We start from the raw sequence: 26,929 nt of genomic DNA, 5'->3' as shown, positions 1-26,929 counted from the left end.
GTTGGTATTAAGCTATGCTGTTCTAAATGAGATTTGCTGTAATAAATTGTTTATTGCTGGCTCGGATAGCTCTAGCAGGTAGTTGGGCAATACGCCGATAACCACGACTAATACGACCAAAATTCCCAATATAACTACATCCGTGCTTTTGATATCGGAAACAGAAAACCATTGCTCGGGCAATTCGCCCAACATCGTTTTCTGATAAAGTCGAAGCATGTATACCGCGCCCAATATCAGGGTGAGTCCACCAAAAACGGCATACCACAACCCATAACCTGCTGTACCAAACAAGCCTTTCAATAAAAGAAACTCTCCGATAAAACCGTTCGTTAATGGCAAGCCTACCGCGCCCATCACCAAAATTAAAAATGCAATGGCCAACTTAGGTGTACGCGAAGCCAATCCACCGAGCTCCGATAAACTTCTGCTGCCGGTCCGGCGCTCGATCAGATCAATCACAAAGAACAGCCCGACTACGGAGATCCCGTGATTCACCATCTGGATCATGGCGCCCTGCAAACCATCAACCGTTAAAGAAAATACACCGCCAGATATTAAGCCAACGTGCGCAATAGACGAATAAGCAATGAGTCGCTTTGCATCATCTTGCCGAAAGGCAATAAGCGACGCATAGACAATTCCAATCACACATAATGTCATCACCAGTGTACCATATTCTGCTACGCCTAAAGGCGCGATCGGTAATAGCCAACGTATTAGGCCAAAAACGCCCATTTTTAACATGATACCAGACAACAACATGGTACCGGCGGCAGGCGCTTGTACATAGGTGTTAGGTTGCCAAGTATGAAATGGAAGGATAGGAATCTTAATCGCAAATGCGAGAAAGAATGCCCAGAAAACCCAATGCTGTGTCGTTTCAGGAAGGTTTAAACCAGCAAATGCTGTCCATTCAAAACTGCCAGCTGGTGTCTGTTGGTAGAGATAAAGTATACCAATCAGCATCAAAATACTTCCAGCAAATGTATAGATAAAGAACTTGAGGTTGGTAGCAACGCGATCACCAGTACCCCACAAAGCGCAGATAAAATAAATCGGAATCAAGGCAATCTCCCAGCCTACATAAAAGGAAAATGCATCCAATGCTGTGAAGACCAACAAAAGCCCAAGCTGCATAAAAAGCACCAACGCATAAAAATTCCCTTTGAATCGCGTATGATCCGTCGTCGCAATGATCAGCGGAATCAGTCCGTTGGTCAATAAAACCAACGGTAAGCTAATGCCATCCAGACCAATATGAAAGTTGACATTCAAGCGCTCAATCCATACCCACATCTGCTCAAACTGTACTCCAGCTTGTGGATCAAAACGCAGTAGAAACGGTACGGTAAGTCCTAAGTTGATTAAGGATAAGAGCAATGCCACCCATTTAGCCCGATCCGAGCGCACGAAGACCAGAACGATAGCAGAAATTAAAGGAAGCAGCAGCAGCGAAAAAAGGTTGTCCATGAATTCTTAGGTTATCTTTCTATTAATTGTGCAATAAGGCCATACAACATAATGCCTGCGACGCCCAATACCATCATAAATATATAAAAACTAACGTGCCCAGTTTGCAAATGACGGATGCCATTTCCAGCGGTTACAAACATTCTACCCACGCCGTTTACTAATCCATCGACCAACTTCACATCAGCTTGCTTAAATGCGCCAGCCAAACTGCTCAGCGGTTTTGTAATCAAAAGCTCATAGGCTTCATCCAGGTACAGCTTGTGGTAGGACAGACGGTACAAAATGCCTCGATCATTTACTGATTTTTCTGACCTTTCTGCTGAAGATTTGGCATAGCGCGTATACGCCACGGCTGCCATTGCCAATGCGGCTATGGTTGACGCCGCCATCAGCAGATATTCGGTCGTATGATCTAAACTGAATGGCACCGACACAGCCGCCGAATCCGCAAAAATAGGATGCAGGAAGTTGGCTAGCCAATGATGACCATGCAAGGCTTCTGGCACGTTCAGCGCACCACCCACCACGGATAGTAACGCTAGCACGATCAGTGCAGTCGTCATCGGCCAAGGCGATTCATGCAAATGGCTTTTTTGCGTGTCTGTACCTCGGAAAGTTCCTGAAAAGGTCATAAACAGCAATCTAAACATATAGAAAGCCGTCATGAGCGCTGCTCCTAAACCAAGTACCCAAAAGACCGGGTTCTCGACAAAAGCATACGCCAAGATCTCATCTTTAGAAAAGAATCCCGCAAACGGTGGAATACCCGCGATAGCAATCGTACCGATCAACATCGTCGCAAAGGTGATAGGCAGCGCTTTCCGCAGTCCGCCCATATTTCGCATATCCTGCTCATCGCTCATCGCATGAATCACAGAGCCTGCTCCGAGAAATAACAGGGCTTTGAAAAACGCATGTGTCAGTACATGGAAAAATGCACCCGTAAAAGCACCGACGCCCAATCCCAGAAACATATATCCTAATTGAGATACAGTCGAATAGGCCAATACCTTTTTGATATCATTTTGCGTCAGCGCAATAAATGCTGCCACGACAGCAGTCGCCACACCTATAATAGCAATCACTTGCATGGTAATCGGCGATAGCGTAAACATGATATTTGATCGCGCAATCATGTAAATACCGGCGGTAACCATCGTTGCCGCGTGGATCAGCGCTGAAACAGGCGTTGGCCCTGCCATCGCATCAGGCAACCATGTAAAAAGTGGGATTTGTGCCGATTTACCCGTTGCTGCTACGAAAAGTAATAAGGTGATGATCAATAAAGTCGCGTCGCCAGAAACCATCAGCTTTGCTTGCCCCAGCACGCCAGCAAATTCTAACGTACCAAAGTGTGCAATCATGAAAAACAAGGCAATTAGAAAACCCAAATCGCCAATCCGATTCATCACAAAAGCTTTTTTAGCCGCTTTTGCATAGTTAGTGTTTTTGTACCAGAACCCAATCAATAGGTAAGAACATAAACCAACGCCTTCCCAGCCAATAAACATCACCAAGTAATTGGAACCTAACACCAACAGCAGCATGAAAAAGATAAATAAGTTCAAATAGCTGAAGAATTTAGCAAATCCTGCATCTTTATGCATGTATGACGTCGAGTACAGATGAATCAGAAAACCGATCCCTGTGACGATTAAGAGCATGATGGCACTCAAAGGATCTACCAAAAAGCGAAAAGAAACCTGAAAATCTGATACGGAAATCCAAGTAAATAACTCTTGCGTTATCTCGCCGGTACCACCTACCATTCTTGCGCCGTACACCTCCGAAAATAGCGCCACACTGGCGACAAATGCCGCGAGTACCGTGCCACAGCCGACCAAGCTTACGAGCCACTGCGGTAGGTAATTTCGTAAAGTCCCGATGAATACGAAGCCCAACAAAGGCAGCAAGGGCACTATCCAGATCAATTCGTTCATACGTGGTTAATTTTTTCTATGCAAGTTTATATTCTTGAGTTAGCAAAGTTCTTTCTAGGTGCTGCAATTACAAGCGCAGCTTGGTTAAGGAGTCGATATCAAGCGATTTAGTATTTCGATACACCATAATCACGATCGCGAGGCCTACAGCCACTTCGGCTGCCGCCAATGCCATAATGAAAAAGACGAACACCTGACCTGCAGCATCTCCATGATGCGCAGAGAAGGCCGCTAATAACAGATTCACTGAATTGAGCATCAATTCGATCGACATCATGATAATGATGACATTCCTTCTGGTCAACACGCCCACCACGCCAATAGCGAAAATGGTACTACAGAAGATCAAATAATGCTGCAATGGCACGCCTTGAAGATTAGTTATGAAATTATCCATGTTGTTTCTTCACTCCTTTCTCATGTTTGGCCAACAGCACTGCTCCGACCATTGCAGTAAGCAACAGAATAGAAGACAATTCAAAAGGCAGTAGAAACTCTCCGAAGAGCACTTTTCCTAAGTTCTCCACTAATCCAATATTTTCATGCGGTTTGATGAGTACATCACTTTGCTCCAACGCCCGAAAAGCACCAAGAAACGTCGCTAATAAGCACATCCCTGCGATCGCTCCCATCACCTTTACCAAAGGAGATTTCATCGGTTCGGTATCTTTGTTGAGATTCAGCAACATGAGTACGAATAGAAACAAGACCATAATCGCCCCCATGTACACGATAAAATTCACCACGGCCAAAAACTGCGCATTCAGCATAATGTAATGCACCGTGAAAGTGAAAAATGTGATCACTAAGTACAGCACACTATGTACGGGATTCTTCGTAAAAATGGTCATCAGTGAAAAAATCACCGATAGAAAAGCCACGAGATAAAAAAAGGACATCGGCTTATTTATTTAGTCTTTAGCAAGTTTAGTAATGTCAAATTTGGGCTCCACCAATTTATCTTTTCCATAGATAAAATCCTTCCGCAAATAGTCGGCTGTTACATGTGGCCCATCAAGATAGATGGCCTCTTTCGGACAAGCTTCTTCGCATAAGCCACAAAATATGCAACGCAACATATTGATCTCATATACCGAAGCATATTTCTCCTCGCGGTATAGGTTTTCCTCGCCTTTGGCACGCTCTGCAGATGTCATGGTGATGGCTTCTGCGGGACAGGATAAAGCGCACAATCCACAAGCGGTACAGCGCTCTCTACCTTCCTCATCACGCTTGAGAGAATGTTGTCCGCGGAAATTTTTGGAATAAGGTCGTACCTCTTCCGGATATTTCACGGTCGGGATTTTCTTAAAAAAATGCTTTAAAGTAATGGACAATCCCTTGAATATGGCAGGCAGGTAAATGCGCTCCCAGAAATTCATCGGTTTTTGTTCCAGTACTTTTTTTCTATTCGATAACGACTGCATATGAATTTCCTCTCTCTCTAAAAAAATGTATCCTTGATCAATATGATCACGCCCGTCAATACGATATTGGCGATAGCCAAGGGTATCAACTTCTTCCATCCTAGGCGCATCAGTTGATCGTACCGAAAACGTGGTAAGGTCCATCTGATCCACATAAAGAAAAAGATAAAGGCAAATATTTTGGAAAAAAACACCAAAACGCCAATGATCGTGATCCAATTGGCCGACAGACCCAAATCGTGCATAAAAGGGAAGTTGTACCCACCAAAATATAAGGCCGCCATCAATGCCGACGACACAAACATATTGATGTACTCTGAAAACATGTACAAGCCCAGTTTCATCGACGAATATTCGGTATGATAACCACCGACTAACTCGGTTTCACACTCCGGCAAATCGAAAGGTACACGGTTACATTCAGCGAAAGCACAGGTAACGAAGATGATAAAACCAAGCGGTTGCGACCAGATATTCCAATTGACAAATCCCGATTGCTGCGCCACGATCTCGCCAATAGACAGTGTACCTGTTACCATGAGCAAAGCGATCAATGACAAGCCTAAGCCAATTTCGTAACTAATACTTTGTGACGCTGCGCGAATAGCGCCCATCAACGAAAATTTGTTGTTAGATGCCCAGCCACCAAGCATAATGCCGTACACACCTAAGGCAATGACGCCAAAAATGTATAACACACCGATATTCACTTCGGCCACCTGTAATGTGATCGTCGTATCGCCAAAGGTCAAAGTTTGTCCCCACGGAATAACAGCCGAACTAATACACGCCGTGATGATAGCAATGACTGGCCCCATGATAAACAAACCTTTGTGCGCGCCTGCCGGAATGATTTCTTCTTTAAAAAAGAATTTACCACCATCACACAAGGGCTGCAGAATTCCGAAAGCACCTGCACGATCTGGCCCATGCCGATCTTGCATAAAACCTGCAATCTTACGCTCTGCCAAGGTGGAATACATCGCAATTACCAGTGTAATCGTGAATATGACAACCACTAATATCAATTTTTCGAGTAGAAATGCCGTTTCCATATCTTCTAGTGGTTTATTTCAATTTTTCCGTTCTGGCCAACTGTTCCCAGTTAGCTTCTTTCAATGGGGTATTTTCTGCAATAACCGCTGGTGGTTGGAATTGCGAATAATGGTTAGATGCGATCACCGACTCTTGACTTATTTTAGTCGGATCCTCTAAAGTCCAATCGGCCGTTTCCTTCTTGTCGAACCGACAAGTGTTGCAGATAAATTCTTCTACCTCATCGTATTCATCTTTACGTGCCGTGACGCGCAAGACATCCGCTCCCTTGTACCATAAGGTCACTTTACCCGAGCAAGACGGGCAGTCACGATGCGCATTGACTGGCTTCGTGAACCATACTCTATTTTTAAAGCGGAAGGTTTTGTCGGTTAATGCGCCTACCGGACATACATCGATCACATTTCCGATATAATCGTTGTCTAATGCATTTTCAATAAAAGTGGATATTTCAGCATGATCGCCACGATATAAAATACCGTGTTCACGTGTATCGGTCAATTGATTAGCCACATATACGCAGCGATAGCACAGAATACAACGATTCATATGCAATTGGATTTTGTCGCCGATATCGATACGTTCAAAGGTACGACGCGGAAAATCGTAGCGCGTATTCTCTGATCCATGTTCATAGCCCAGGTCTTGCAGCTTACATTCTCCTGCCTGATCACAAACCGGACAATCTAATGGGTGGTTAATCAAAAGCATTTCCACGACGCTTTTGCGCGCATCCACTACATCTGGCGAAGTGATATTCTGCACTTCCATGCCATCCATCACCGTAGTACGGCAAGAGGCGACGAGCTTCGGCATCGGGCGAGGATCTTTTTCAGATCCTTTAGTGACTTTTACCAGACATGTGCGGCATTTACCGCCACTACCTTCCAACTTCGAATAATAACACATCGCTGGCGGCACAATATCTCCACCGATCTGACGAGCTGCATTCAATATGGTTGTGCCGGCATCTACTTCCACCGAGATACCATCTATACTTACCTGAAATTTTTGTATTTCTTCCGCCATCACCGTTTTCTTTGCGCTATGATTCCGTTACGACTTCCAAAGGATCCGCATAATGTGCTAATCCATAGTTTCTACTTTGTGCTTCTTGCCCATGGTTGATATGCCATTCAAATTCATCTCTGAAATGTCGTATCGCTGCCGCAACAGGCCATGCTGCTGCATCACCCAATGGACAAATGGTATTTCCTTCAATTTTTCGTTGAATATCCCACAGGAGATCAATATCATTCATGGTACCTCGGCCGTGCTCAATATTGTAGAGCACTTTCTCCATCCAACCGGTTCCTTCACGACAAGGCGAACATTGTCCGCAGCTCTCGTGTCGGTAAAAACGGGTGAAATTCCAAGTATTTCGCACGATGCATTGATCTTCATCGAAGGCGATGAATCCGCCCGATCCCATCATCGTACCCGATTGAAAACCGCCATCGGCCAAGGATTCGTAGGTCATTAGCCGTGGATCGCCTTTGATTGTTTTCGTGATGAGATTGGCGGGTAAGATCGGTACAGAAGATCCTCCAGCTACGACAGCTTTCAGCTTCTTGCCATTGGCAATACCGCCACAATACTCATCGGAGTAGATAAATTCTTCTACGGGCAATCCAAGTTCTATTTCATACACCCCGGGTTTAGCCAGATTGCCACCAGCAGAGATCAATTTTGTTCCCGTACTGCGCTCGATGCCTATCTTAGCGTACTCTTCGCCACCGTCATTGATGATAGGCACGGTCGCTGCGATTGATTCGACATTATTGACTACCGTCGGACAACCATAAAGCCCTGCAATAGCTGGAAAAGGTGGTTTGATACGCGGATTTCCGCGTTTACCTTCCAAGGATTCCAGCAAAGCCGTTTCTTCACCGCAGATGTAAGCTCCGCCTCCAGGTTGTACATACAACTCGAGATCGTAGCCCGATCCTAATATATTTTTACCTAAATATCCTGCTGCTTTTGCTTCTGCAATCGCTTTTTCGAGGATTCGGATTTGTGGCATCATTTCACCGCGCACATAGATGAAAGAAGTGTGTGCGCCCAATGCATAGCTGGACACGATCATTCCTTCAATTAAGGCATGCGGAATATGAGTCATCAAGTAACGATCTTTGAATGTTCCCGGTTCTGATTCATCGGCATTGCACACCAAGTAGCGTGGCACGCCTTCTGGCTTCGCCAGAAAACTCCATTTCATTCCCGTCGGGAAACCTGCTCCACCACGTCCGCGTAGTCCAGATTTCTTTACCTCTTCGACCACGTCGTCCGGACTCATAGATTTCAGGGCTTTATCGACCGATCGATAGCCGCCTTGCGCCTTGTACACGGAATAACTTTGTATGCCGGGTACGTCTATATGTGTGAGTAATAACTTTCGACCCATGATCCTAATCTTTAGCTTGTGCTTCGGTCCTCAAATTTGCGATTAACGCATCCACACTGTCTGGCGTGAGTTTTTCATAAAACGTATATTCTGGCCCGATTTGCAATACAGGACCAAATCCACACGCAGCCAAACACTCAACGCCGCGCCAAGAGAATAATCCATCAGCCGTAATCTCGCCTTCCTTGATGCCCAGCTTATCTTCTAGATGATCCATGATCTTCTCTGCGCCTACCAAACAGCAAGGGCCAGTGCGGCACACTTCCAACGTATATTTGCCTTGCGGCTGTAAGAAATACATGCTGTAAAATGTAGCGACTTCGTACACTTCGATAGGCTTAATCGAAAGATAAGAAGCAACTTTATCCATCATATCTGCACTCAGCCAGCCATATACAGCTTGCACTTCGTGCAAGATTGGTAGCAAAGCAGATTTTTGCCGACCTTCCGGATAGCGAGCGACGATCTCACCAAACTTCTCCAGCAAGCTAGGAGAAAAGTCTACTACCAGATTTTCTTTGACATTAAGCATCTAACTCTCCCGCGATTACGTTTAAACTACTCATATTAATAATGGCATCTGAAAGCAGCATTCCGCTACTCATCGGCGCAAACATTTGATAATTGATGAACGAAGGGCGACGGAAATGCAAGCGATAGGGTGTGCGACCGCCATCGTGTATGAGGTAAAAGCCCAATTCGCCATTCGCTCCTTCTACCGCATGGTATACTTCCGATTTAGGCGTTTCCCATTCACCCATCACAATTTTGAAATGGTAAATAAGCGCCTCCATATTAGTATATACTTGCTCTTTAGGAGGCAAATAAAACTCAGGCACATCCGCATGGAATACGCCTTTTGGTTCGCCTTTTATTTTTTCCAGCGCTTGCTCGATGATCCGAATAGATTGCGTCATCTCCTCGTTGCGCACCATAAAGCGATCGTATACATCGCCATTGGTGCCCACGGGCACATCAAATTCAAATTCTTCATACGAACAATATGGCGATAGGACACGTACATCGTAATCCACGCCAGTAGCGCGCAAAATAGGGCCACTCCAACTATAATCCAACGCTTGCTCGGGCGTTACGGCCGCGACATTGGAAGTTCTTTCAATAAATATGCGATTTCGTGTAAATAGCTCCTGAAACTCGGCTAACACCGCCGGGAAACGCTTTACAAATTCTTCGATTTTCGTAAAAGCAACGGCATTAAAGTCACGCTCGAATCCTCCTATTCGCCCAATGTTGGTTGTCAATCGAGCGCCACAGACTTCTTCAAAGATTTCATAAATGAACTCGCGTTCTTGCATCAAATACAGAAAGCCAGAAAATGCTCCAGTATCTACACCTAAAATTCCATTACAGATAATATGATCCGCTATTCGCGCCAGCTCCATCACGATCACGCGCATGTATTGTACGCGTTTGGGGATTTCAATCTCTAGTAACTTCTCGACCGTCATATGCCAACCCATATTGTTGATCGGAGCGGAGCAATAGTTTAATCGATCCGTAAGCGGCGTGATTTGATAGAATGGACGGTGTTCTGCAATTTTTTCAAATGCGCGATGAATGTAGCCGATGGTAGACACACCACTAACTATACGCTCACCATCAATTTGCAGCACATTTTGAAATACACCGTGCGTCGCAGGATGCGTAGGCCCCAGATTGAGCGTGGTTAGCACTTCTTCTGGATCATGCTCCTCGAATACGGGTCTGTTAGATGTCAATTCAGTGATCGGCTTGCTCATGCGTATCGCGCTTTATAATGTGGACTAACGTCCGAAATAAAAATCTCTTTTATCTACTCGGTTTGGATCTTCTAATGGATATTCCCGCCGCATTGGAAAGACCTCCATGTCATCCATATTGAGGATCCGACGTAGATCGGGATGCCCTTCAAATTGAACTCCAAAAAAATCATACGTTTCACGCTCCATCCAATTGGCTCCTGCCCATACTACCGTAGCAGAAGGTATTTTAGGATCGCTGACCGGGATCGATACTTTGATCCGCACGCGTATATTTTCCACCAAATTGTGGACATGATATACGATTGCAAAAGTGTTTTCTCCCTCGGGATAATGCACCGCGGTGATATCAGTTAAATAAATGAAACCAACAGACTCTTTCAGAAAGCGGAGTAATTCTATAATTCGCTCTTTGTTAGTATGCACCGTCAGTAAGCCATATGGCTCTTCATGACGCGTAATATCTTCACCAAAGTGATCTGTTAGCTGTTGCAGCAGTTGCTGATTATTTAATTTATCCATTATCCGTTGGTATACCGTACTTCTCTAATAATGCTTTGTACTCTGGTGTATTTCTGCGATTCAGCGATTCGCTTTTTACGATATCTTGCAGTCGCATCACACCATCTAAGATCGCTTCTGGTCGCGGTGGACAGCCGGGAACGTATACGTCTACTGGGATAATTTCATCTATACCTTGCAATACGGAATATGTATCGAATATGCCGCCGCTTGATGCACAAGCACCAACAGCAATGACCCACCTCGGCTCTGCCATTTGAATATACACTTGCTTAAGCACAGGCGCCATTTTTTTGGCAATCGTCCCCATCACCAACAACATATCTGCCTGACGCGGCGAAAAGCTAGGCCGTTCGGCGCCAAAACGCGCTAGATCGTAAGTAGATCCCATCGTCGCCATGAACTCAATTCCACAACATGATGTTGCAAAAGGAAGTGGCCACAAGGAATTGGCACGAGCCAACCCGACCGCCTTATCTAATGTTGTTGCAAAAAAACCTGATCCCTCCACTCCAGGCGGGCGATCGGCTAGTGTTATTTGACTCATTTGTTCAAGTTCCTTTCTCTACGCTGAATCATACCTAAGGTACTATCAGACCATAATTCTTACTCCCAATCCAATGCTTTTTTCTTTAGGATGTATATGAAGCCCAGCAACAACAACCCCATAAAGACAAACATTTGTACTAATCCTTCCCATCCAAACTCCCGAAAGTTAACCGCCCATGGATACATGAAAATTACTTCTATATCGAAGATGACGAAGAGTATGGCTACTAAAAAATATTTAATGGAAAATGGTTGCCGTGCGTTGCCGATCACCTCGACTCCAGATTCGAAAGACGTAAGCTTATTCGCGTTGCGTACCTTCGGCCCCAACAAGTGTGTACCAATAATTGTGGTAATGCCGAAGCCAGCAGCTACAGCAAGCTGAATCAATATAGGCACATAGTCAAATGGTGTATTTTCCATTGGCAATGTTGTATTATAATCGTGTTAGAATTCTCTTATCTTCTCTCTATCAAATATATAAAATTAAAGAGTAAAAAAAAAGGGCTGATATAAATATCAACCCTTTAACTTTATTGTTAACCTTTACTATTACATTTGACTCACGAATGCATTTGCTGTTTCGTTTTCTGGATCAATTGCTAAAGATTTTTCGAAGTAAGACTTCGCTTTAGGCATATCACCTTTAAAATAGGTGTGGTAACCTAAGTAGTTGTATGCATCTACTAAGTATCCGCGCTGCACATCAGGTAATTCTGCTTTTTCTGACAACAAAGCTGCTAATTGCTCGAAAGTAGGAACAAATAAACCTTGGTGCGCCTCCGGATCAAATTGCAAGTTATCCAATGCTAGTTCCGAAAGACCTTTGAAATACATCGCGTTCACTAAGTATTTCTCGATAGTTTCTGGTTTCTTAGCGCCCAAAACTACATCGAAAGCTTTGATTGCTTTCTCCAAATATGGTCTAGCTGCCTCTAAGTTAGCTGCGCCTTTATCTTCCGGCTCACCACCTTGACCAATATACAATTTAGATCCTTCAGTATACGCTGTCGTTCCCAAGTAGTAGTTAGAATCATAGTAGTAATCAGATTCTGGATTCGCAGCAGGAATAGCAAAGATTTTCATCGCGATATCTTGCTCGCCATCTTGGTATTTCGCGAATGCTGTTTCAGCAATTTCCGAATCCAAATCTTCGTCTTCACCTTGTTTCTCTACCGCTTTTTTCAGCAACTCGGTACCTTTAGCCTCATCTCCAGCAGATACTGCCGCAAGACCAGCGATCAAATAGTCACGACCAATTAATCTAGTCTCTTCTACTTCTTGGAACAATTTGTCCATATACTCGCTTGCTTTAGCATAATCTTTCTCTTGCAAGAAAGTAATGTATCCTAAATAACGGTATACTTTCGCATCTACTCCCGGAATGCTACTTAGGCGTTGAGCTACTGTTTTCAACTCTTCGTAGTTACCAGTGTAAACCAAGAAATCGGCATAACGAACTTGCGCATCGATTGATTGATCACCAGAAACTTCCAAATACTTTTTGTAAGCATCTAAACCTTTTTGGTTGATCTCACGGTAATCTTCTTCCGCTGCTTTTAGCGACGAGTAATAATACGTCTCCGCTAGCTCACGGTACAAAGGTGCGTAAGTTGGGTTTTCTGTGATTAAGTTATTTAAATCTTCAATAACCACATCATAAGCTTGTGCCCAACGAGAAATTACCGCTTGTCCGATTTTTGGAGCGATTAAGCTTTCATCCAAACTCAAAGCATCACGGTAGCTGATGTATGCTTGGTTACTTTCACGCAATCCAGCATAGGCATCACCTAATGCAATAGGGATCATTGGATCTTTCGCATTTTTCTCTTTTGCTTGAGTTAAGTATTCAATAGCCTTCGTGTAATCTGGCTTAGGAGCTGCGATGTATGCGCGACCTGTGAAATACAATGGCAAGTAATCTTTCTTACCTAAATTAGAAGTAGCTTGAGTAAATTTACTTTCTGCAGCAGATGCATTACCTTTTTGTAAATCAACCGCACCTAATCCTACTGTATTCAATACATCCTTCGCATCGCTTGATGCACCTTGTTGAAACACGATCTGTGCCGAGTCTACTTTATCATTCACCAAATGGATTTGACCTAGATAAAAGTAGTTTTCTGCATCTTTAGGCTTCTTTTGAATCAATTCTTGCAATATGCCCTTTGCTTTGTCATATTGCTCGACTTGCATAGCTTCTTGCGCGTCTTTCAACTTCTGTGCGCTGGCACCGCCCGCTACACTAGCCATTAATAGTCCTAAAAATAATTCTCTTTTTGTCATAATCTATTTCTAATTCTTGTTGTTTACTCTATTAAAAATTTGCTTCGTCTCGAATAATTAATTGTCTGCCTGGCATTGTAAATGGCAATAGTCCATATTTCAACACCACGCGCTGGCCCCTATCACCTGTTAGGAATGCCGAAAAACCAATTCCCAACCCCATGTTCGGCTGATAATTCAACACAAAGAACTCATGCTTCAGTGGATAAGTATCATCGCCGAGTGTACTTTGCGAAGGACGATAAGCCGATCCATTGACTTCTTTACTTACGCTCAATATACGAATTATATCGGGACTGCCTAATGAATCTCGTAGAGCCAAATACTGATTCAACGTTAAAACACCAATTGTATTCGACTTGTTTTGCACCGTATTCAAAACATCTGCGGCTGACCCAGCTGCAGACACCTGTGCGGCACTTACCTTCTCCACATTTGTTACTTCCTTTAATAAACGTAACGAACTAGAGTTTATGTTATCGAATACCAAGCTATTTTTGCCTACAGTATTCCCAGCTAATAGATCGCCGATCTCTTTATAGTTGATCGTAGAATCTGATGATGCTGTGTTAGCGACAAATACTACCGCATCATACCCAACGCCAAAAATACGAGGCTTGATCGATCGCTGCGTAAACCCTTTAGCTTCCGCTTCTGTGAGCTTTCTTTTCAAGATAGCAATACTGCCTTCTCCATTCAACAAACGATTGATGGCAGGACGTTCCGCATCGGCAACCAACTTTACCTCCGTATTAACGTAGGACGAACGAAAAACATCCAACTGGTCTTTCATGATGTCTGCCACGGATTCGTCGACAATGACAGTCATACTGCCGGTCAAAATATCATTTCTATCATCTGCTAATGGCGTCTCGGTACGTTGCTGACTGCCATCACCAGAATTATTAGTGCAGGCAGCTAACCCTAGGAGTGCTGCGCAAAATAATGATATGTTCAAATAATTTGCCATTTGTTATATAAGAATAGAAAAATAAGAAAAGGATTAATACTAATCTCTAAAATTATTCTGCCAAAGTCTAGCAAATCGTAAAAAAGAGTACACGATCAGCAGACCACCAAAAAGCTTGCGATAGGTGGGGTCAATTTGAATTGGAAGTTCTTCCCAGAAGATGACAACCAGACCCAAGACGAAGTAAAATAAGAACATCGCCAGCCCTAAAATAGACAGAAATCGCTGTGTGGGCGATTTCCGTCTATAATTTGATATACGTCGATTTTCCGACATCTGTATTATTAGTTTTGTAAGTTCAACGAGATTGGTAATCTATATTGAACACGTACTGGACGACCATTCTGGATACCTGGTTTCCATTTTTTAGAACGTTTCAACAAGTTCACACCTGCTTGACCTGTTCCGTAACCTAAATCTTTCAAGACTTTGATGTCTGTTAATGATCCATCCTTCTCAACAACGAATGTCAATTCGACAGCTCCTTTAACACCGGCATCAATCGCACCTGAAGGATATTGAAAACTGGTTTCCACGTACTTACGGAATGCTGCCATACCTCCTGGATACTCAGGCTCTACTGCTACCGACGTAAAGATCTTATTTGGATCTGCGTCGCCATCAGGATCTCCCTTTGTACTACCAGTAATAGCACCTTCTACTTTTTTCGGACCGAATTCACCTGTCGGTACACCAGTAGCTCCTGGCGTTCCTTTTAAAGTTAAACGTGCCGGTGTAGCATTCTTTTCCTTGATCTCTTCTTGCGAAACGATCTCTTCCTTCACGTCTTTGGCATCTGCCACGTTTACGTCAGGGAAACGGATAAGATCTTGCGCTGGCGGTTCTTCGGCGATACGTTGAGGCGGAGTTTCTTCGATTTCAATCGGTTCCTCTTCCTCTTCTTCCTCCGGTTCTGGTATATCCAAATCCTCCAGTGTTACTTCCGTATACTCTATTTCCTCCTTAGGCTCACCTGCAGGGAAATAGCTAAATCCGAATACTTTAGGCAAGCTAATGACGGTTACAATGACGACTACCGCTAGCAAACCAATATTGGTTGCTTTGTAGGCGTTCTTACGCAACTCATAAGCCCCGTATTCTTTGTTCCTGTCCTCGAAGACGACTTCAAGCCACTCCTTCTTGAACAAATCTAGTTTAGATCCAAACATATCTTTCTATTTATACGGGATTAATTGTTATAAATTCCGTTAGTTTCCAAAACAGTTATCTCTTCTGCTTTGATCTTCGAAATTGTAAAACGCTTTATATCCACGATTTTCATTTCATCTAAAACATCGACGAGATTCCGTTGAACAGATCGATCGCTCGGACGAATAACTACGATAAGATCCTTTCCACCAGCTACTTTAGGCACTTGTGCTTTCTTCTCAATCAACAGTTTACGAAGACCTTCCGCACTGTAATCGGTGACCGTAGGAGCTGTGATCGGCTTTGCCAGCTGACCATAGTACCATACTAACTTGTTATCGGATCCTAACAATAGAGTTATCGAGCGGTTATCTGCGATATCAATATCTGGATTTTGCTCGTTGAGATCTTTATTCTTATCCGGCATGGCCACATCCATCGCCTGTGGCGTATTTAAGGATGTCGTCAACATAAAGAACGTGATCAATAAGAATGCTAGATCCACCATGGCGGTCAAATCGACCCGTCCACCGTTTTTCTTTGATCTTACCTTGCCGCCTTTTTTGCCGCCGCCGGAATCTTGATTTAATTCTGCCATTTTCCTATTTTCTTATTCCGCTCTTAGGCCAGTGATAAAACTAAATTTGTTTTGTTTCTGGTTTCTAAGCGTCTCAATGATCAAATTCATTACTGCGTACTTTTCTTCCGCATCTGCTTTGATAGCGACCTGCATTGGACCTGGATTTACGAAATCACGTTGTTCGTTTTCGCGATCACGATTTACCTTTACAGTCGCTAACCTTGCCTGCTGCACCCAGTGATAAAGTTCATTTGATTCATTTTCTGTAGAATCCACCGGAATACCGGGCTGAACTTCCACTTTCCGTTGTTCTTTCGGCAACGAAAGCAGCTGTCTCAATGTGCGCACAGGCACACCAAAATCTTCCGACGCTGCAAACTGCTCATATTCTTCTTCAGAAAAATTGACTTTGTACTTAGCGCTGATGTTCTTCAACGTCTCACGACGAACCGCTGGATCTTTCAATCCGAAGAAAATCTTGCCTTCATTACCTACTGTAATCATACCGATGTTGTCACCAACTAGTTTTTCTTTTACAGTAGAAGCAGGCGTATCCACTTCCAAAGTTTCTGGTTGACGCGCCGTAGCCGTCAATACGAAGAAGGTAAGAAGTAGGAAAGCGACGTCACACATGGCCGTCATATCGATGACGGTACTTGCTCTTTTTACTTTTGCTTTTGCCATTTCTGTCTCCTTTTAAATTACTTACTTAACTCACTACATCTTTATGATGATTAATTATTTCAGATTCCATAAAGAAATCTAAAATAATTTCACCATATATCTTACTTGTGGTTTGCTGCGTAAGTTTGTACGATAGAGAAACCAGCCTCGTCGATCGAGTAAGTCAATGTATCGATTTTAGAAGTCAAAATGTTGTAGAAGATAATTGCGATAGTAGAAGTACCGATACCTGTAGCCGTATTGATTAGGGCCTCAGAGATACCATTCGCCAATTTAGCTGAATCTGGAGTACCACCTGTTGCTAACGCAGAGAAGGCCTTGATCATACCAGTTACTGTACCTAGTAGACCAGATAGTGTACCGATAGATACTAATGTTGCGATAACTGTTAAGTTTTTCTCCAACATTGGCATTTCTAACGTAGTAGCTTCTTCAATTTCTTTTTGGATCGCCAATACAGATTTTTCTGCATCTAATCCTGGGTTAGCTTGAACATCTTTGTATTTCAACAAACCTGCTTTGATTACATTTGCAACCGAACCTTTTTGCTTGTCACACTCAGAGATAGCTGCGTCAATGTTTTGTGCTCTCAATAAACCTTGTACTTTGCGTACGAAGTTACCTACGTTACCTGTACCTGAAGCTTTACCAATTACGATGAAGCGCTCAATAGAGAATACCCATACCATTAAGAATAATCCCAAAAGAACTGGTACGATAACTCCCGCGTGATAAACCATACCATAGTAGTTTCCTGGCAAAGGTTGGTTCTCGCGATTTCCGTCTATAAAGTTGCTAGGTGAACCCATTACAAACTCATAAACTAAATAACCAATTACCAAACATATGATAATCGCTAAACTTGCAAATAAATTACCCGAATTTCCTCCCTCTTGTTTAGCAGGACTTGTTGTTTTTGGTGCGTTTGCCATTTTACTGATTTTTAGATTTTACTGTTGTTAATTATTATAGTTTAATTCAAAAATTTTCTAAGAAATACCTCGTTTCACTGATGTACCTCAAAAACAAATATACTATTTTATGATAAAAATAAAATTCCCGTTACACAATTCCATAAAATCACGCCAATATGTCTGTAATGAAATAGAGCCAGCAGTTCTCTTTCGTTTTTCAATTCTATTTCAATAACCAAAGTAGACTGTTTTTGATTTTGGTTTTGCAATGAAAGGTATTTTTTTTCTCATATGCAAATTATCAAATTATTAAATGTCAAAATTAAGTAAGTGTTTACTCATCGATTTTCATAATAGATTACACGTGCTATTATAAACGGTATATTCTATGCAGTATTGTGTTTAAACAAATATTTTACCCGCCAAAACCCTTAACTTTATAATTATCAGCACTTAACAAATCAATTAATTTTTGTTTAAAGTCTCCTTGAATCAAAATTACACCGTCTTTTGCACCTCCGCCGACGCCACATTTCTGCTTTAAGCGCTTGGCAAGTGCTTCCAAATCACTTTCTTGCCCTTTAAAACCTTCGACGATTGTAACAACTTTTCCTTTGCGTGATTTTCGATCCAAACCCACTCGTAATTGCTGTTGTTGATTGGGTAGGGTCTCCTCTGTAGCCAACTCACCAAACGGACTGTAATTAAAATCTTCGGCCGTAGAATATACGACTCCCTCATATTGTTGCTTTTTCTGCTTCGCCATATCTATATACTAACAAATGATCTTTAAGGATTTTTCCTGTACTGTAAATTTTAATGGCGCTTCCAATGCCAGTGGTTCACCATCGACATGTACAGGACCAATGTCTTCCGAGTCAATACTAATTTCCCTGCCAGGAATGATCTCTACATACTCCGACTGATCGACCGACTTATTAAATAGGTGAAAAACCATCATCGGCAACAAATACAAGGGAAATTTATGTACAACACATACATCAATCAATCCATCGGTGACAGATGCATTTGGTGCGATATAGGCATTATTCCCATATTGTGGCGAATTGGCTACACTGATCATAAATGCCTCACGCTCATATGATTTCCCGTCAATCGTAAGTTTATATTTTTTGGATCGATACGAACCCAACAAATTCATCACGGTACGTAAGTAACCTATCGGTCCGCGCGTAGAATCTGTCGCAAACTTATCACTTACAGAAGCATCGAACCCAACTCCTGCAACATTAAAGAAGAAGCGATCGTTGACACGACCCGTATCTACCGTCATCATATCAAATCTATTGATGCGCCGAATTGCACCAGCTTCGTTCAGCGGAATTCCCAAATACAAGGCCAACCCATTTCCAGAACCTTCTGGTATGATTCCCAAAGGCGTATCTGTGCCGGCGAGTGCAGATCCAATTTCATTGATTGTGCCGTCACCACCAACAGCCACTACCACATCGTATTTATTGACGACCGCTTGTTTTGCTAATTCGTGGGCATGTCCAGCATGGTCTGTCTGCTGAAAGGTGGGCTCAAACTTATTCAAATCCAGCGTGTCGAGAATCTGCTTTTTAAATGCCGTCTTTCGTTTACCTCCCGAAATGGGATTGATCACAAACAGGATCTTCTTTTTTGTATTCATCGATTTACCTATACGAATCATAAAGATAAGCTAAAAATATTGTCATTATAATCTATTATTTGGACGAATGCTACATTGCATTTCACAAATACAATTAAGAGTCGTAGTTTTGCAGCAACAAAAAAGTGGATTGATTTGCGTTTTTATCTCGTCCGAGATAGACAAAGAGATTGCAACCACAGAAAAAAAGTGCTAAAACCATTCGAATAATGCTTTAACACCTTGCCCGCATTCTCTACAAATCGTTAATTATTTAAAGTTTAAGTAAGACTTATGGGATATTTTTTTACATCCGAATCTGTTTCGGAAGGTCACCCCGATAAAATTGCCGATCAGATTTCAGATGCTTTAATCGATAACTTCCTAGCCTGGGATCAGGATTCTAAAGTAGCTATCGAAACTTTGGTCACCACTGGACAAGTGATCTTAGCTGGTGAAGTTAAATCGAACATCTATTTGGATGTGCAGAAAATCACGCGCCAAGTGATTCAACGCATTGGGTACACTAAGTCGGAGTATATGTTTGAAGCGAATTCCTGCGGAATTCTGTCGGCGATTCACGAACAATCTAATGAGATCAATCAAGGCGTAGAGCGCCAGACCAAGCAAGATCAAGGTGCTGGAGATCAAGGGATCATGTTTGGCTACGCCAGCAACGAGACAGAAAACTTCATGCCGTTGGCATTGGATCTGTCGCACCGCTTGTTGTATGAATTGGCGGAACTACGTCGTGAGAATACACAAATCACCTACTTACGTCCGGATGCAAAAGCGCAGGTAACGTTAGAATATGACGAGAACAACAAGCCATTGCGCATCGATACGATTGTGATATCTACGCAGCACGACGATTTCGATAGCGATGAGGTGGCGATGCAGCAAAAGATTAAGCAAGATCTGATCGACATCTTGATCCCACGCGTACAAGCACAATTGAAAGCAGAATTGCAACCATTATTCACCGATCATATCAAATACCACATTAATCCAACCGGAAAATTTGTGATTGGTGGACCGCACGGCGATACAGGATTGACTGGCCGTAAGATCATTGTAGACACCTACGGTGGAAAAGGCGCGCACGGTGGTGGTGCATTCTCAGGAAAAGATCCTTCAAAAGTGGACCGCTCTGCGGCTTATGCCACACGTCATATCGCGAAAAATCTGGTAGCGGCTGGTTTGGCGGACGAGATTTTGGTACAAATCTCTTATGCAATCGGTGTAAAAGATCCGATGGGAATTTATGTAAACACCTACGGCACCAGTAAAGTCGGCTTGAGCGATGGCGATATCGCAGAAAAGATCGGTCAATTATTTGACATGACGCCGTATGGTATCGAAACACGTTTAGGCTTACGTAACCCAATTTATTCGGAAACAGCCGCTTACGGACACATGGGTCGTACACCCGTAACGGTTTCTAAAACGTTTGAAAGTAGCACGGGTGAAACGAAAACCGTAGAGGTGGATCTCTTTACCTGGGAAAAACTGGACTACGTAGATAAAGTAAAAGAAGCTTTCGGATTGTAATAATTCGATTGTTCTATAAATAACAAGAGAGCCGTACAGATGTATGGCTCTCTTGGTTTAATCTAGTTCGTGAAATAGGTTAATCTCTATTATTCTGCTGCTACGCTCGCCGATGAGGTGGCTGCTTGTCTATTTACTTTTTTCACTAAGCCTTGCAATACATTTCCTGGACCTACTTCTACGAAGTTTTCTGCACCATCGTTTAACATGTGTTGCACCGTTTGTGTCCAACGCACGGCACCCGTCAATTGTGCGATTAGATTAGCTTTGATTTCCGCAGGATCTGTGTAGGCTTTGGCATCGACATTCTGGTAAATCGGGCAAATTGGCGTTTGAATATTGGTGCTTTCAATCGCTTTTTGCAATTCTAATTTAGCCGGCTCCATCAATGGCGAGTGAAACGCACCACCGACATTTAGTTTCAAGGCGCGTTTGGCTCCCGCTTCCGTTAGCAACAAACAAGCTTTGTCCACACCTTCGATAGAACCAGAAATCACCAATTGGCCTGGGCAATTGTAATTTGCGGGAACAACCACATCTTCAATCTCCGCGCAGATACGCTCTACAACTTCATCTTCCAAGCCCAAAATAGCTGCCATCGTAGAAGGCTGCGCCTCACAAGCGGCCTGCATCGCATTAGCACGTTTGGAAACCAATAATAAACCATCTTCAAAAGACAAAGCGCCTGCTGCTACTAAGGCAGAAAACTCACCTAATGAATGTCCGGCAACCATAGCAGGTTGAAATTTGTCGCCCAACGCTTTGGCTAAAATCACCGAGTGCAAGAAGATGGCTGGTTGAGTAACCTTGGTTTGTTTTAGATCTTCATCCGTTCCCGAAAACATAATATCCGTAATCCGGAAGCCTAATAAATCGTTTGCTTGCTCAAATAAAGCTTTGGTGGTATCATTTAGTTGATACAATTCCTGTCCCATTCCCACAAACTGGGCACCCTGACCCGGAAAAATATACGCTGTTTTCATATCTATGTTATTGTTTCTTGTTATTCCTTAACTATACTATCAATCTAGATCTAATCTTCTGGCGCAAAAGATAAAGACGACATGCGATCAGCAGCAAACAGTTCTGTAGCTACCTCGTGTACTTTAGTCGCCGTAACCGCATCGAGCTTTTGAAAAACTTCGTCTAAGGTGATAATTTTATTATAGTCCAACATGTTTTTCGTTTCGGCAATGATCACGCTCATTCTGTTTTCTTCGGCTAAAGCGATCTGCCCTTTAAATTTATGCTTTGCTTTGCTTAACGTGCTTTCGCTGATCGGTTTTAGGATCAGTTTATCCAGTTCTTTGCGAACCAATCGGGTGGCTCGTTTTATTTTTTCTTCGTCGGTACCGAGATATATACTAAAAATACCTGTATCGCCATACATGGCGTAGCTAGATTCTATCGTATACGCGATACCATATTTCTCTCGGACCGATAGGTTCAGAATGGAGCTCATGCCAATGCCGCCAAGCATATTATTGAGTAGCATAAGCGTGGTTTTGCGCGCATCGTGAATGCCATATGCTGGTACACCCAAAGCATAATGCACTTGGTTGATCGGCTTGTAGACGACTTCGTGTTTTGGCGCAGGAAGCGCTGGTAGAGCAGGCGCTTTGTCACGAGATTGACGCAATGGAAAGGTAAAGATCTTGTTGACCATCCGCTCAATCTCTTTTGGCGTATAGTCGCCAGAGATGCCAATGGCGATGTCTTCGGCGGTATAATTATTAGCGATAAAATCTTTTACATCTTGTTGCGTGATAGACTGCAGATCCTTTTCTAATCCCAGAATATTGTGCCCTAACCCTGTTCCTGCAAATAGCAGATCATCAAAATCATCCATAATGGATTCTTCGGGACTATCTAGATAAGAAGCCATTTCATCCAGAATGACACCCTTTTCTTTAATCATTTCTACTTCTGGAAACGTGGAATGAAAAGTAATATCTTCAAAAAGATCCAATGCACGACTTAAGTAAGGCCGTAAAACAGACGCGTGGATACAGGTGTATTCTTTGGTAGTATATGCGTTGAGATCACCACCCACAGATTCCAATCGGTGGAGAATTTGGTTGGTGTTGCGTTTGGCAGTTTGTTTGAACAATAAATGCTCAATAAAATGTGCCATACCGAACTTCCCTTCTTCTTCGTCTCTCGAACCTACATTGACAATCAAACAAGTATGCGTGATGCTAGACGCTTGTTGGTTTAACACCACGCGTATTCCATTGTCTAATTGTATAATATGATACCCCATACGTTGCTTTACTAAGAAGTGCACGCAAAGGTACGATTATAAATAAAATTAGCGCTACCACCTTACATCCGTGGGCGTGGCTTGTCGAATGGCAAGTCGCTCTGTGACCCACTTGGCGTGCCCAAAGCAAATTTCTGGAAGCGATAGGTGAACGATAGTAAGAAGTAGCGCGCTAACCTATTCGTCTGCGTATCTGTACGAACTTCACCAATCGATCGGTTTAGGTTTACCTGCTGGTTCAGCAAATCAAATCCTTGCAGGCGTAACGCGCCTCTGTCACCTTTCATAAAACGTTGTTCGATGTAGCTGTTGATGATAAACGGGTTAACGTTATTAGCAAAGCCTCTATTAAAGGACTTGGACACGTCTGCTCCAAAAATAGTGCTCTTGGTCAAGTTGACAGAACCTATTAAAGTTGGCGCAACGGTCGTAATGTTTGGAGCATCAAACTCTGGCAAGGAAGCGTTTGCCATATTGTACGTAAAACGCACCCCGGGATTAATCTCTATACGCTCTGATGGTGTATAACGCAAGAATAAGTTTTGCATTAGGATCACGTTATTGGCCACGTTTTTACGGTAATCATCTAGTGTTGCTAAGGAATCAGTCGCTAGATAGGATACATTTTTATTGTACGTCACGCCACCCATATAAGTAATATTATAGGTTTTGTCTTTTAAAGATCGTCCAAACATGTAGAATGAGCTGATATTGTAAATCGGATCAGTTTCGTTTTTATAATCTACAAATTGAAACATTCCCTGTCCTGGTCGCGCGAAGCGTTTATTCATGGTTACTACGCGATCATTGATTAGTTCGGCGCGCAGTACAGCAAAGAAATTTTTCCCCTTTTGCACATCCCCGGCACGAAAACGGAATTGCACTTGATGGCGGAACTCTGGATCTAGATTTGGATTTCCGGTCGTGGTCATCAAGTTACGGGTTACTTCAAATGGCAAAATCTGCGTAACAGTTGGTTCGGTTGCCCTGCCGGAATAGCTCATGGAAAGATTAGACTGCCGTGAAAACTTGTACTCGAATCTAGCAATCGGCACAAAATTTAAATTCGTCCGATTGATAACTGCGTCATCATTCGCACTAAAAGCATCTCCACGCAGTAAAGACGGCTGCACGGCTGCCCCTAAGGAGTATTTAATTTTATCGTTTTCAAACATATAACTTGCACCAGCCCGATGTGTGGTGAATGAGTAATCGTATGCATAGTTGTAGTTAGAGCCTGGTAACCCATCAATCGGATTGTTTTCACGATCTACCGCGCGCTGACGATCCGTATTATCATAATCGCTGATATTGTAATCGTAGGTTACCTCAATTTTGCTTTTGTCAGTTAATGGTTCGGTATAGGATAGTGAGGTTCCACCATTCCAGCTTTTATTCTGCACATCTTGCAGAACTTGTTGATAGATTTCGCTAGCCGGTGTTTGCTGATTGTTTGGGTCAAAAACCTGACGCTCTAATGCTTCATTAACATCACGCTCAGTGACCGAATTGTCGAAATTGAAATTGATAAAGAAATTTCGACCTCGATCATTCATTCTTCTATTGTACAAACCACTTATATTATAGCGCGGTGCTGTAGAGTTGGATAGCGTGGTCAACAATTGATTGTTATCTAATAATGAATCTCTAAACAGGATGGAGCTGGCCGTATTGTTTGTTTTGTTGTCGTTGAAACCGAATTGGGGTGTCAGCTTGATATAGTCTTTATCACTAATGTTCCACTCAATATTGGTTTCAAATCGGTGGTTTGCTCTAATATTATTATTCTCGGAGTTCTCCTCTTCTGTCTGATTCAATCCAATATATTCTCTAAATACATTCGACAACGTGTTGTTGTCATTCCGCTCAAAAGAGTAACTACCGTAAATCTTAAATTTATCACTGAAATCGTGTCTTACGTTTAGTCCGATGGCACTAGTTTTAGTAATACCCTCTTGATTGTTTGAGAATTGACCTCCGCCCGGTCTGCCACCGCCGCCTTGCCGATTCCGCGCACCGCCGCCCATTGTTTGAAAGTCAAACATAGACGCATTTAAGTTATTTAAATTCCCCAAAACAGATATTTGCGTTTTGTCGGCCATTCGCATTACCATGGCCGTGGTCTGGAACCGATCTTCTGTCCCGCCCGCAGCTCGCAAAGTCGTCATCCATCCACTATTGTATTTGGGATCGATTTGTATATTCAATACTTTTTCCGAATCGCCCGTTCGATTGCCGGTAAGATTGGCCATATCACCATAATCGTCCACAATTTGAATCTTATCAATGATATTAGCCGGTAAGTTTTTGGTCGCTGTTTTTACATCACCTCCAAAGAAGTCCTTCCCATTAATGCGTACCCGTGTTACCGCTTCGCCTTGCGCCGTTACATTACCATCTTTATCGACCTCTACACCTTGCAATCTTTTCAAGGCATCTTCAGCGACGGCACCTTCCCGCAATTTTAGCCCTTGAGCAGAATATTCTACCGTATCACCTTTTACCTGCACGGTCAATACGCCAGATATCACGACCTCCTCTATCAAGTTGGAATTGACATCTAGCACAAAGCTAGGAATGAACATTTTTTGCTGTCCAGCAGGAAATTCAAAATCTTTGGAATAGGTTTCAAAACCAAGACTGCTGACCGTAATTTTGAATTGATCGGCCTTGACCAAATCAAAGTTATAAATACCGGCAGGACTTGAGGTCATTACCATAGAATCTTGAGCAGATACAAGCTTAACTGTAGCGCCAGAGATAGGTCTTGCTTCTGTATCGCGCAGCATACCCTGCACGGTTTTGCCCGTTTGGCCATAAGCGAATTGGCTCATGAGAGCGAGAATGCCGATGAAAAGGAAATTTAGAATTTTCATTTTTTTTGTACTTAATCTTTTTGTAAAGGCAGCTTATCTATAACCCACACTGCAGTTTTACCTTTATAGGGCGATTTTGCTCGCGCGCCGGTTTGTTGTTGTGCAGATGGTTTCTGTTGTTGATGTGCTTGAGCTGTTAGTCGGTTGTTCCATCTATTCTGAATGGCTATTTCTATAGCCACTGGTGTTATTGCAGAAGCGGGCAATCCTAGTTGTGCTAATGGAATGGCCGATTCGTAAACCAAATGATCGGCGGCATCCACTTTCGCAACAGCTTGCAAACCATACGCATTACTCAAAGACAACAAACCATCTACTATTTTGGGAAAATCCTTTACTTTATAGCCACGCGATCGCGCAATCAATTCTGTCTTAACATGTGTCGCAGAGAAATCACCCATTTCCAACATAGATCGAATCGTCTCTGCATCTGGTACCGGAAATATGAACTGCATACCATCTTTTTTCTTACCGTCTTTGTTTACCATGACTGATATGCCATGCGCTGCTGCTTCTAATTGTAAAGCTGGATCAATCACCTTAACCGCAACGAAAAGATACTGATCATCATAGCCTATAGCATAAGTCCAGAGCGGCTCTTTATCTCCCACAGTATTCCACTGCGTGCTCCAATCTTCTAATTGTCCATCTATGACCATTTGAAGACCCGAAATAAACTTCGCGTCCGATTTTTTAGCTTGCGCAAACGTCGCACAAGCCAAAAAGAATAGTATAAAAGCACTTATTAATCTCTTCATGTTAAGTTAATTTATTTTTTGGCGGCGCTAAAATAAGCAACTATAAAAAATAAATCTTTGACAAAAGAAATCATTCGGAGTGTAAATAAGTGTAAATGAGGTTTTATCACACATAAGTTACAATTATTCTT

General features: G+C 42.8%; 27 protein-coding genes. 1 reads left to right on the top strand and 26 read right to left on the bottom strand.

Annotated features, from left to right (window positions below; translation table 11 throughout):
* Positions 1–12 precede the first annotated feature (12 nt).
* From DC487_RS08255 to DC487_RS08150, 22 genes are all read right to left on the bottom strand, one after another.
* On the bottom strand, positions 13–1,473 hold the full coding sequence (locus tag DC487_RS08255; RefSeq protein ID WP_116775479.1) for a complex I subunit 4 family protein: 1,461 nt from the start codon (positions 1,471–1,473) through the stop codon (positions 13–15).
* An 11-nt stretch (positions 1,474–1,484) separates the two neighbouring features.
* Positions 1,485–3,416 carry an NADH-quinone oxidoreductase subunit L gene (gene nuoL / locus DC487_RS08250; RefSeq protein WP_116775478.1) on the bottom strand — a complete coding sequence of 644 codons (1,932 nt, stop codon included), beginning with the start codon at positions 3,414–3,416 and terminating at the stop codon, positions 1,485–1,487.
* Between the two features lie 67 nt (positions 3,417–3,483).
* On the bottom strand, positions 3,484–3,813 hold the full coding sequence (gene nuoK / locus DC487_RS08245) for an NADH-quinone oxidoreductase subunit NuoK (protein WP_116775477.1): 330 nt from the start codon (positions 3,811–3,813) through the stop codon (positions 3,484–3,486).
* On the bottom strand, positions 3,806–4,315 hold the full coding sequence (locus DC487_RS08240) for an NADH-quinone oxidoreductase subunit J family protein (RefSeq protein ID WP_116775476.1): 510 nt from the start codon (positions 4,313–4,315) through the stop codon (positions 3,806–3,808). Before DC487_RS08240 ends, nuoK begins: the two co-directional genes overlap by 8 nt.
* Positions 4,316–4,327: 12 nt before the next feature.
* Positions 4,328–4,843: a NuoI/complex I 23 kDa subunit family protein gene (locus tag DC487_RS08235; protein ID WP_116775475.1), complete on the bottom strand. Its 516-nt coding sequence runs from the start codon at positions 4,841–4,843 to the stop codon at positions 4,328–4,330.
* Positions 4,844–4,860: 17 nt separating this feature from the next.
* Entirely contained in the window at positions 4,861–5,898 is a 1,038-nt protein-coding gene (gene nuoH, locus DC487_RS08230) for an NADH-quinone oxidoreductase subunit NuoH (protein ID WP_116775474.1), read from the bottom strand.
* A gap of 13 nt (positions 5,899–5,911) precedes the next feature.
* Positions 5,912–6,928, bottom strand: a complete 1,017-nt coding sequence (locus DC487_RS08225) for a 2Fe-2S iron-sulfur cluster-binding protein (protein WP_116775473.1) — start codon at positions 6,926–6,928, stop codon at positions 5,912–5,914.
* 16 nt (positions 6,929–6,944) lie between these two features.
* Positions 6,945–8,303: an NADH-quinone oxidoreductase subunit NuoF gene (nuoF, locus tag DC487_RS08220; RefSeq protein WP_116775472.1), complete on the bottom strand. Its 1,359-nt coding sequence runs from the start codon at positions 8,301–8,303 to the stop codon at positions 6,945–6,947.
* Between the two features lie 4 nt (positions 8,304–8,307).
* Complete coding sequence (locus DC487_RS08215; RefSeq protein WP_116775471.1) at positions 8,308–8,835, bottom strand: NADH-quinone oxidoreductase subunit NuoE family protein; 528 nt, start codon at positions 8,833–8,835, stop codon at positions 8,308–8,310.
* Positions 8,828–10,063 (bottom strand): NADH-quinone oxidoreductase subunit D, encoded by a 1,236-nt coding sequence (locus DC487_RS08210; protein WP_207774340.1) that lies wholly within the window; start codon positions 10,061–10,063, stop codon positions 8,828–8,830. The genes DC487_RS08215 and DC487_RS08210 overlap by 8 nt, the downstream gene beginning before the upstream one ends.
* Before the next feature lie 24 nt (positions 10,064–10,087).
* A complete protein-coding gene (locus DC487_RS08205) occupies positions 10,088–10,585 on the bottom strand; it encodes an NADH-quinone oxidoreductase subunit C (protein ID WP_116775470.1) in 498 nt (165 codons plus the stop codon).
* Positions 10,578–11,132 carry an NADH-quinone oxidoreductase subunit B gene (locus DC487_RS08200; RefSeq protein ID WP_116775469.1) on the bottom strand — a complete coding sequence of 185 codons (555 nt, stop codon included), beginning with the start codon at positions 11,130–11,132 and terminating at the stop codon, positions 10,578–10,580. The genes DC487_RS08205 and DC487_RS08200 overlap by 8 nt, the downstream gene beginning before the upstream one ends.
* 59 nt (positions 11,133–11,191) lie before the next feature.
* Complete coding sequence (locus DC487_RS08195) at positions 11,192–11,557, bottom strand: NADH-quinone oxidoreductase subunit A (RefSeq protein WP_116775468.1); 366 nt, start codon at positions 11,555–11,557, stop codon at positions 11,192–11,194.
* 129 nt (positions 11,558–11,686) lie between these two features.
* A complete protein-coding gene (locus DC487_RS08190; protein WP_116775467.1) occupies positions 11,687–13,420 on the bottom strand; it encodes a tetratricopeptide repeat protein in 1,734 nt (577 codons plus the stop codon).
* Between the two features lie 31 nt (positions 13,421–13,451).
* Entirely contained in the window at positions 13,452–14,390 is a 939-nt protein-coding gene (locus tag DC487_RS08185) for a PstS family phosphate ABC transporter substrate-binding protein (protein ID WP_116775466.1), read from the bottom strand.
* 39 nt (positions 14,391–14,429) lie between these two features.
* Positions 14,430–14,666: a hypothetical protein gene (locus DC487_RS08180; RefSeq protein WP_082785015.1), complete on the bottom strand. Its 237-nt coding sequence runs from the start codon at positions 14,664–14,666 to the stop codon at positions 14,430–14,432.
* Between the two features lie 8 nt (positions 14,667–14,674).
* Complete coding sequence (locus DC487_RS08175) at positions 14,675–15,559, bottom strand: energy transducer TonB (protein WP_116775465.1); 885 nt, start codon at positions 15,557–15,559, stop codon at positions 14,675–14,677.
* A 20-nt stretch (positions 15,560–15,579) separates the two neighbouring features.
* The gene (locus tag DC487_RS08170) at positions 15,580–16,137 is read right to left on the bottom strand and encodes an ExbD/TolR family protein (RefSeq protein WP_116775464.1); all 558 of its coding nucleotides are present in this window, start codon (positions 16,135–16,137) and stop codon (positions 15,580–15,582) included.
* Positions 16,138–16,149: 12 nt separating this feature from the next.
* Positions 16,150–16,803 carry an ExbD/TolR family protein gene (locus DC487_RS08165; RefSeq protein ID WP_116775463.1) on the bottom strand — a complete coding sequence of 218 codons (654 nt, stop codon included), beginning with the start codon at positions 16,801–16,803 and terminating at the stop codon, positions 16,150–16,152.
* A gap of 101 nt (positions 16,804–16,904) precedes the next feature.
* Positions 16,905–17,735 (bottom strand): MotA/TolQ/ExbB proton channel family protein, encoded by an 831-nt coding sequence (locus DC487_RS08160; protein WP_116775462.1) that lies wholly within the window; start codon positions 17,733–17,735, stop codon positions 16,905–16,907.
* Positions 17,736–18,132: 397 nt separating this feature from the next.
* Positions 18,133–18,483 carry a translation initiation factor gene (locus DC487_RS08155; RefSeq protein WP_116775461.1) on the bottom strand — a complete coding sequence of 117 codons (351 nt, stop codon included), beginning with the start codon at positions 18,481–18,483 and terminating at the stop codon, positions 18,133–18,135.
* Positions 18,484–18,492: 9 nt separating this feature from the next.
* Positions 18,493–19,371: a diacylglycerol/lipid kinase family protein gene (locus tag DC487_RS08150; RefSeq protein WP_116775597.1), complete on the bottom strand. Its 879-nt coding sequence runs from the start codon at positions 19,369–19,371 to the stop codon at positions 18,493–18,495.
* A gap of 273 nt (positions 19,372–19,644) precedes the next feature.
* Between DC487_RS08150 and metK the strand changes: the two genes are divergently transcribed.
* Positions 19,645–20,901, top strand: coding sequence for a methionine adenosyltransferase (gene metK, locus DC487_RS08145; protein ID WP_116775460.1), 1,257 nt, complete (start codon positions 19,645–19,647; stop codon positions 20,899–20,901).
* Between the two features lie 89 nt (positions 20,902–20,990).
* On the opposite strand, the gene fabD is transcribed toward metK, so the two are convergent.
* The 4 genes from fabD to DC487_RS08125 all read right to left on the bottom strand — a co-directional run bounded on the left by fabD (position 20,991) and on the right by DC487_RS08125 (position 26,798).
* The gene (gene fabD, locus DC487_RS08140; RefSeq protein WP_116775459.1) at positions 20,991–21,884 is read right to left on the bottom strand and encodes an ACP S-malonyltransferase; all 894 of its coding nucleotides are present in this window, start codon (positions 21,882–21,884) and stop codon (positions 20,991–20,993) included.
* A 50-nt stretch (positions 21,885–21,934) separates the two neighbouring features.
* Positions 21,935–23,164: a M16 family metallopeptidase gene (locus tag DC487_RS08135; RefSeq protein WP_116775458.1), complete on the bottom strand. Its 1,230-nt coding sequence runs from the start codon at positions 23,162–23,164 to the stop codon at positions 21,935–21,937.
* A gap of 62 nt (positions 23,165–23,226) precedes the next feature.
* On the bottom strand, positions 23,227–26,040 hold the full coding sequence (locus DC487_RS08130) for a TonB-dependent receptor (RefSeq protein WP_116775457.1): 2,814 nt from the start codon (positions 26,038–26,040) through the stop codon (positions 23,227–23,229).
* An 11-nt stretch (positions 26,041–26,051) separates the two neighbouring features.
* Entirely contained in the window at positions 26,052–26,798 is a 747-nt protein-coding gene (locus tag DC487_RS08125; RefSeq protein ID WP_116775456.1) for a hypothetical protein, read from the bottom strand.
* Positions 26,799–26,929: the final 131 nt, after the last annotated feature.

It is taken from the genome of Sphingobacterium corticibacter (assembly GCF_003076635.1).
GTDB classification, from domain to species: domain Bacteria; phylum Bacteroidota; class Bacteroidia; order Sphingobacteriales; family Sphingobacteriaceae; genus Sphingobacterium; species Sphingobacterium corticibacter.
This window is presented reverse-complemented; position numbering and strand designations above follow the sequence as displayed.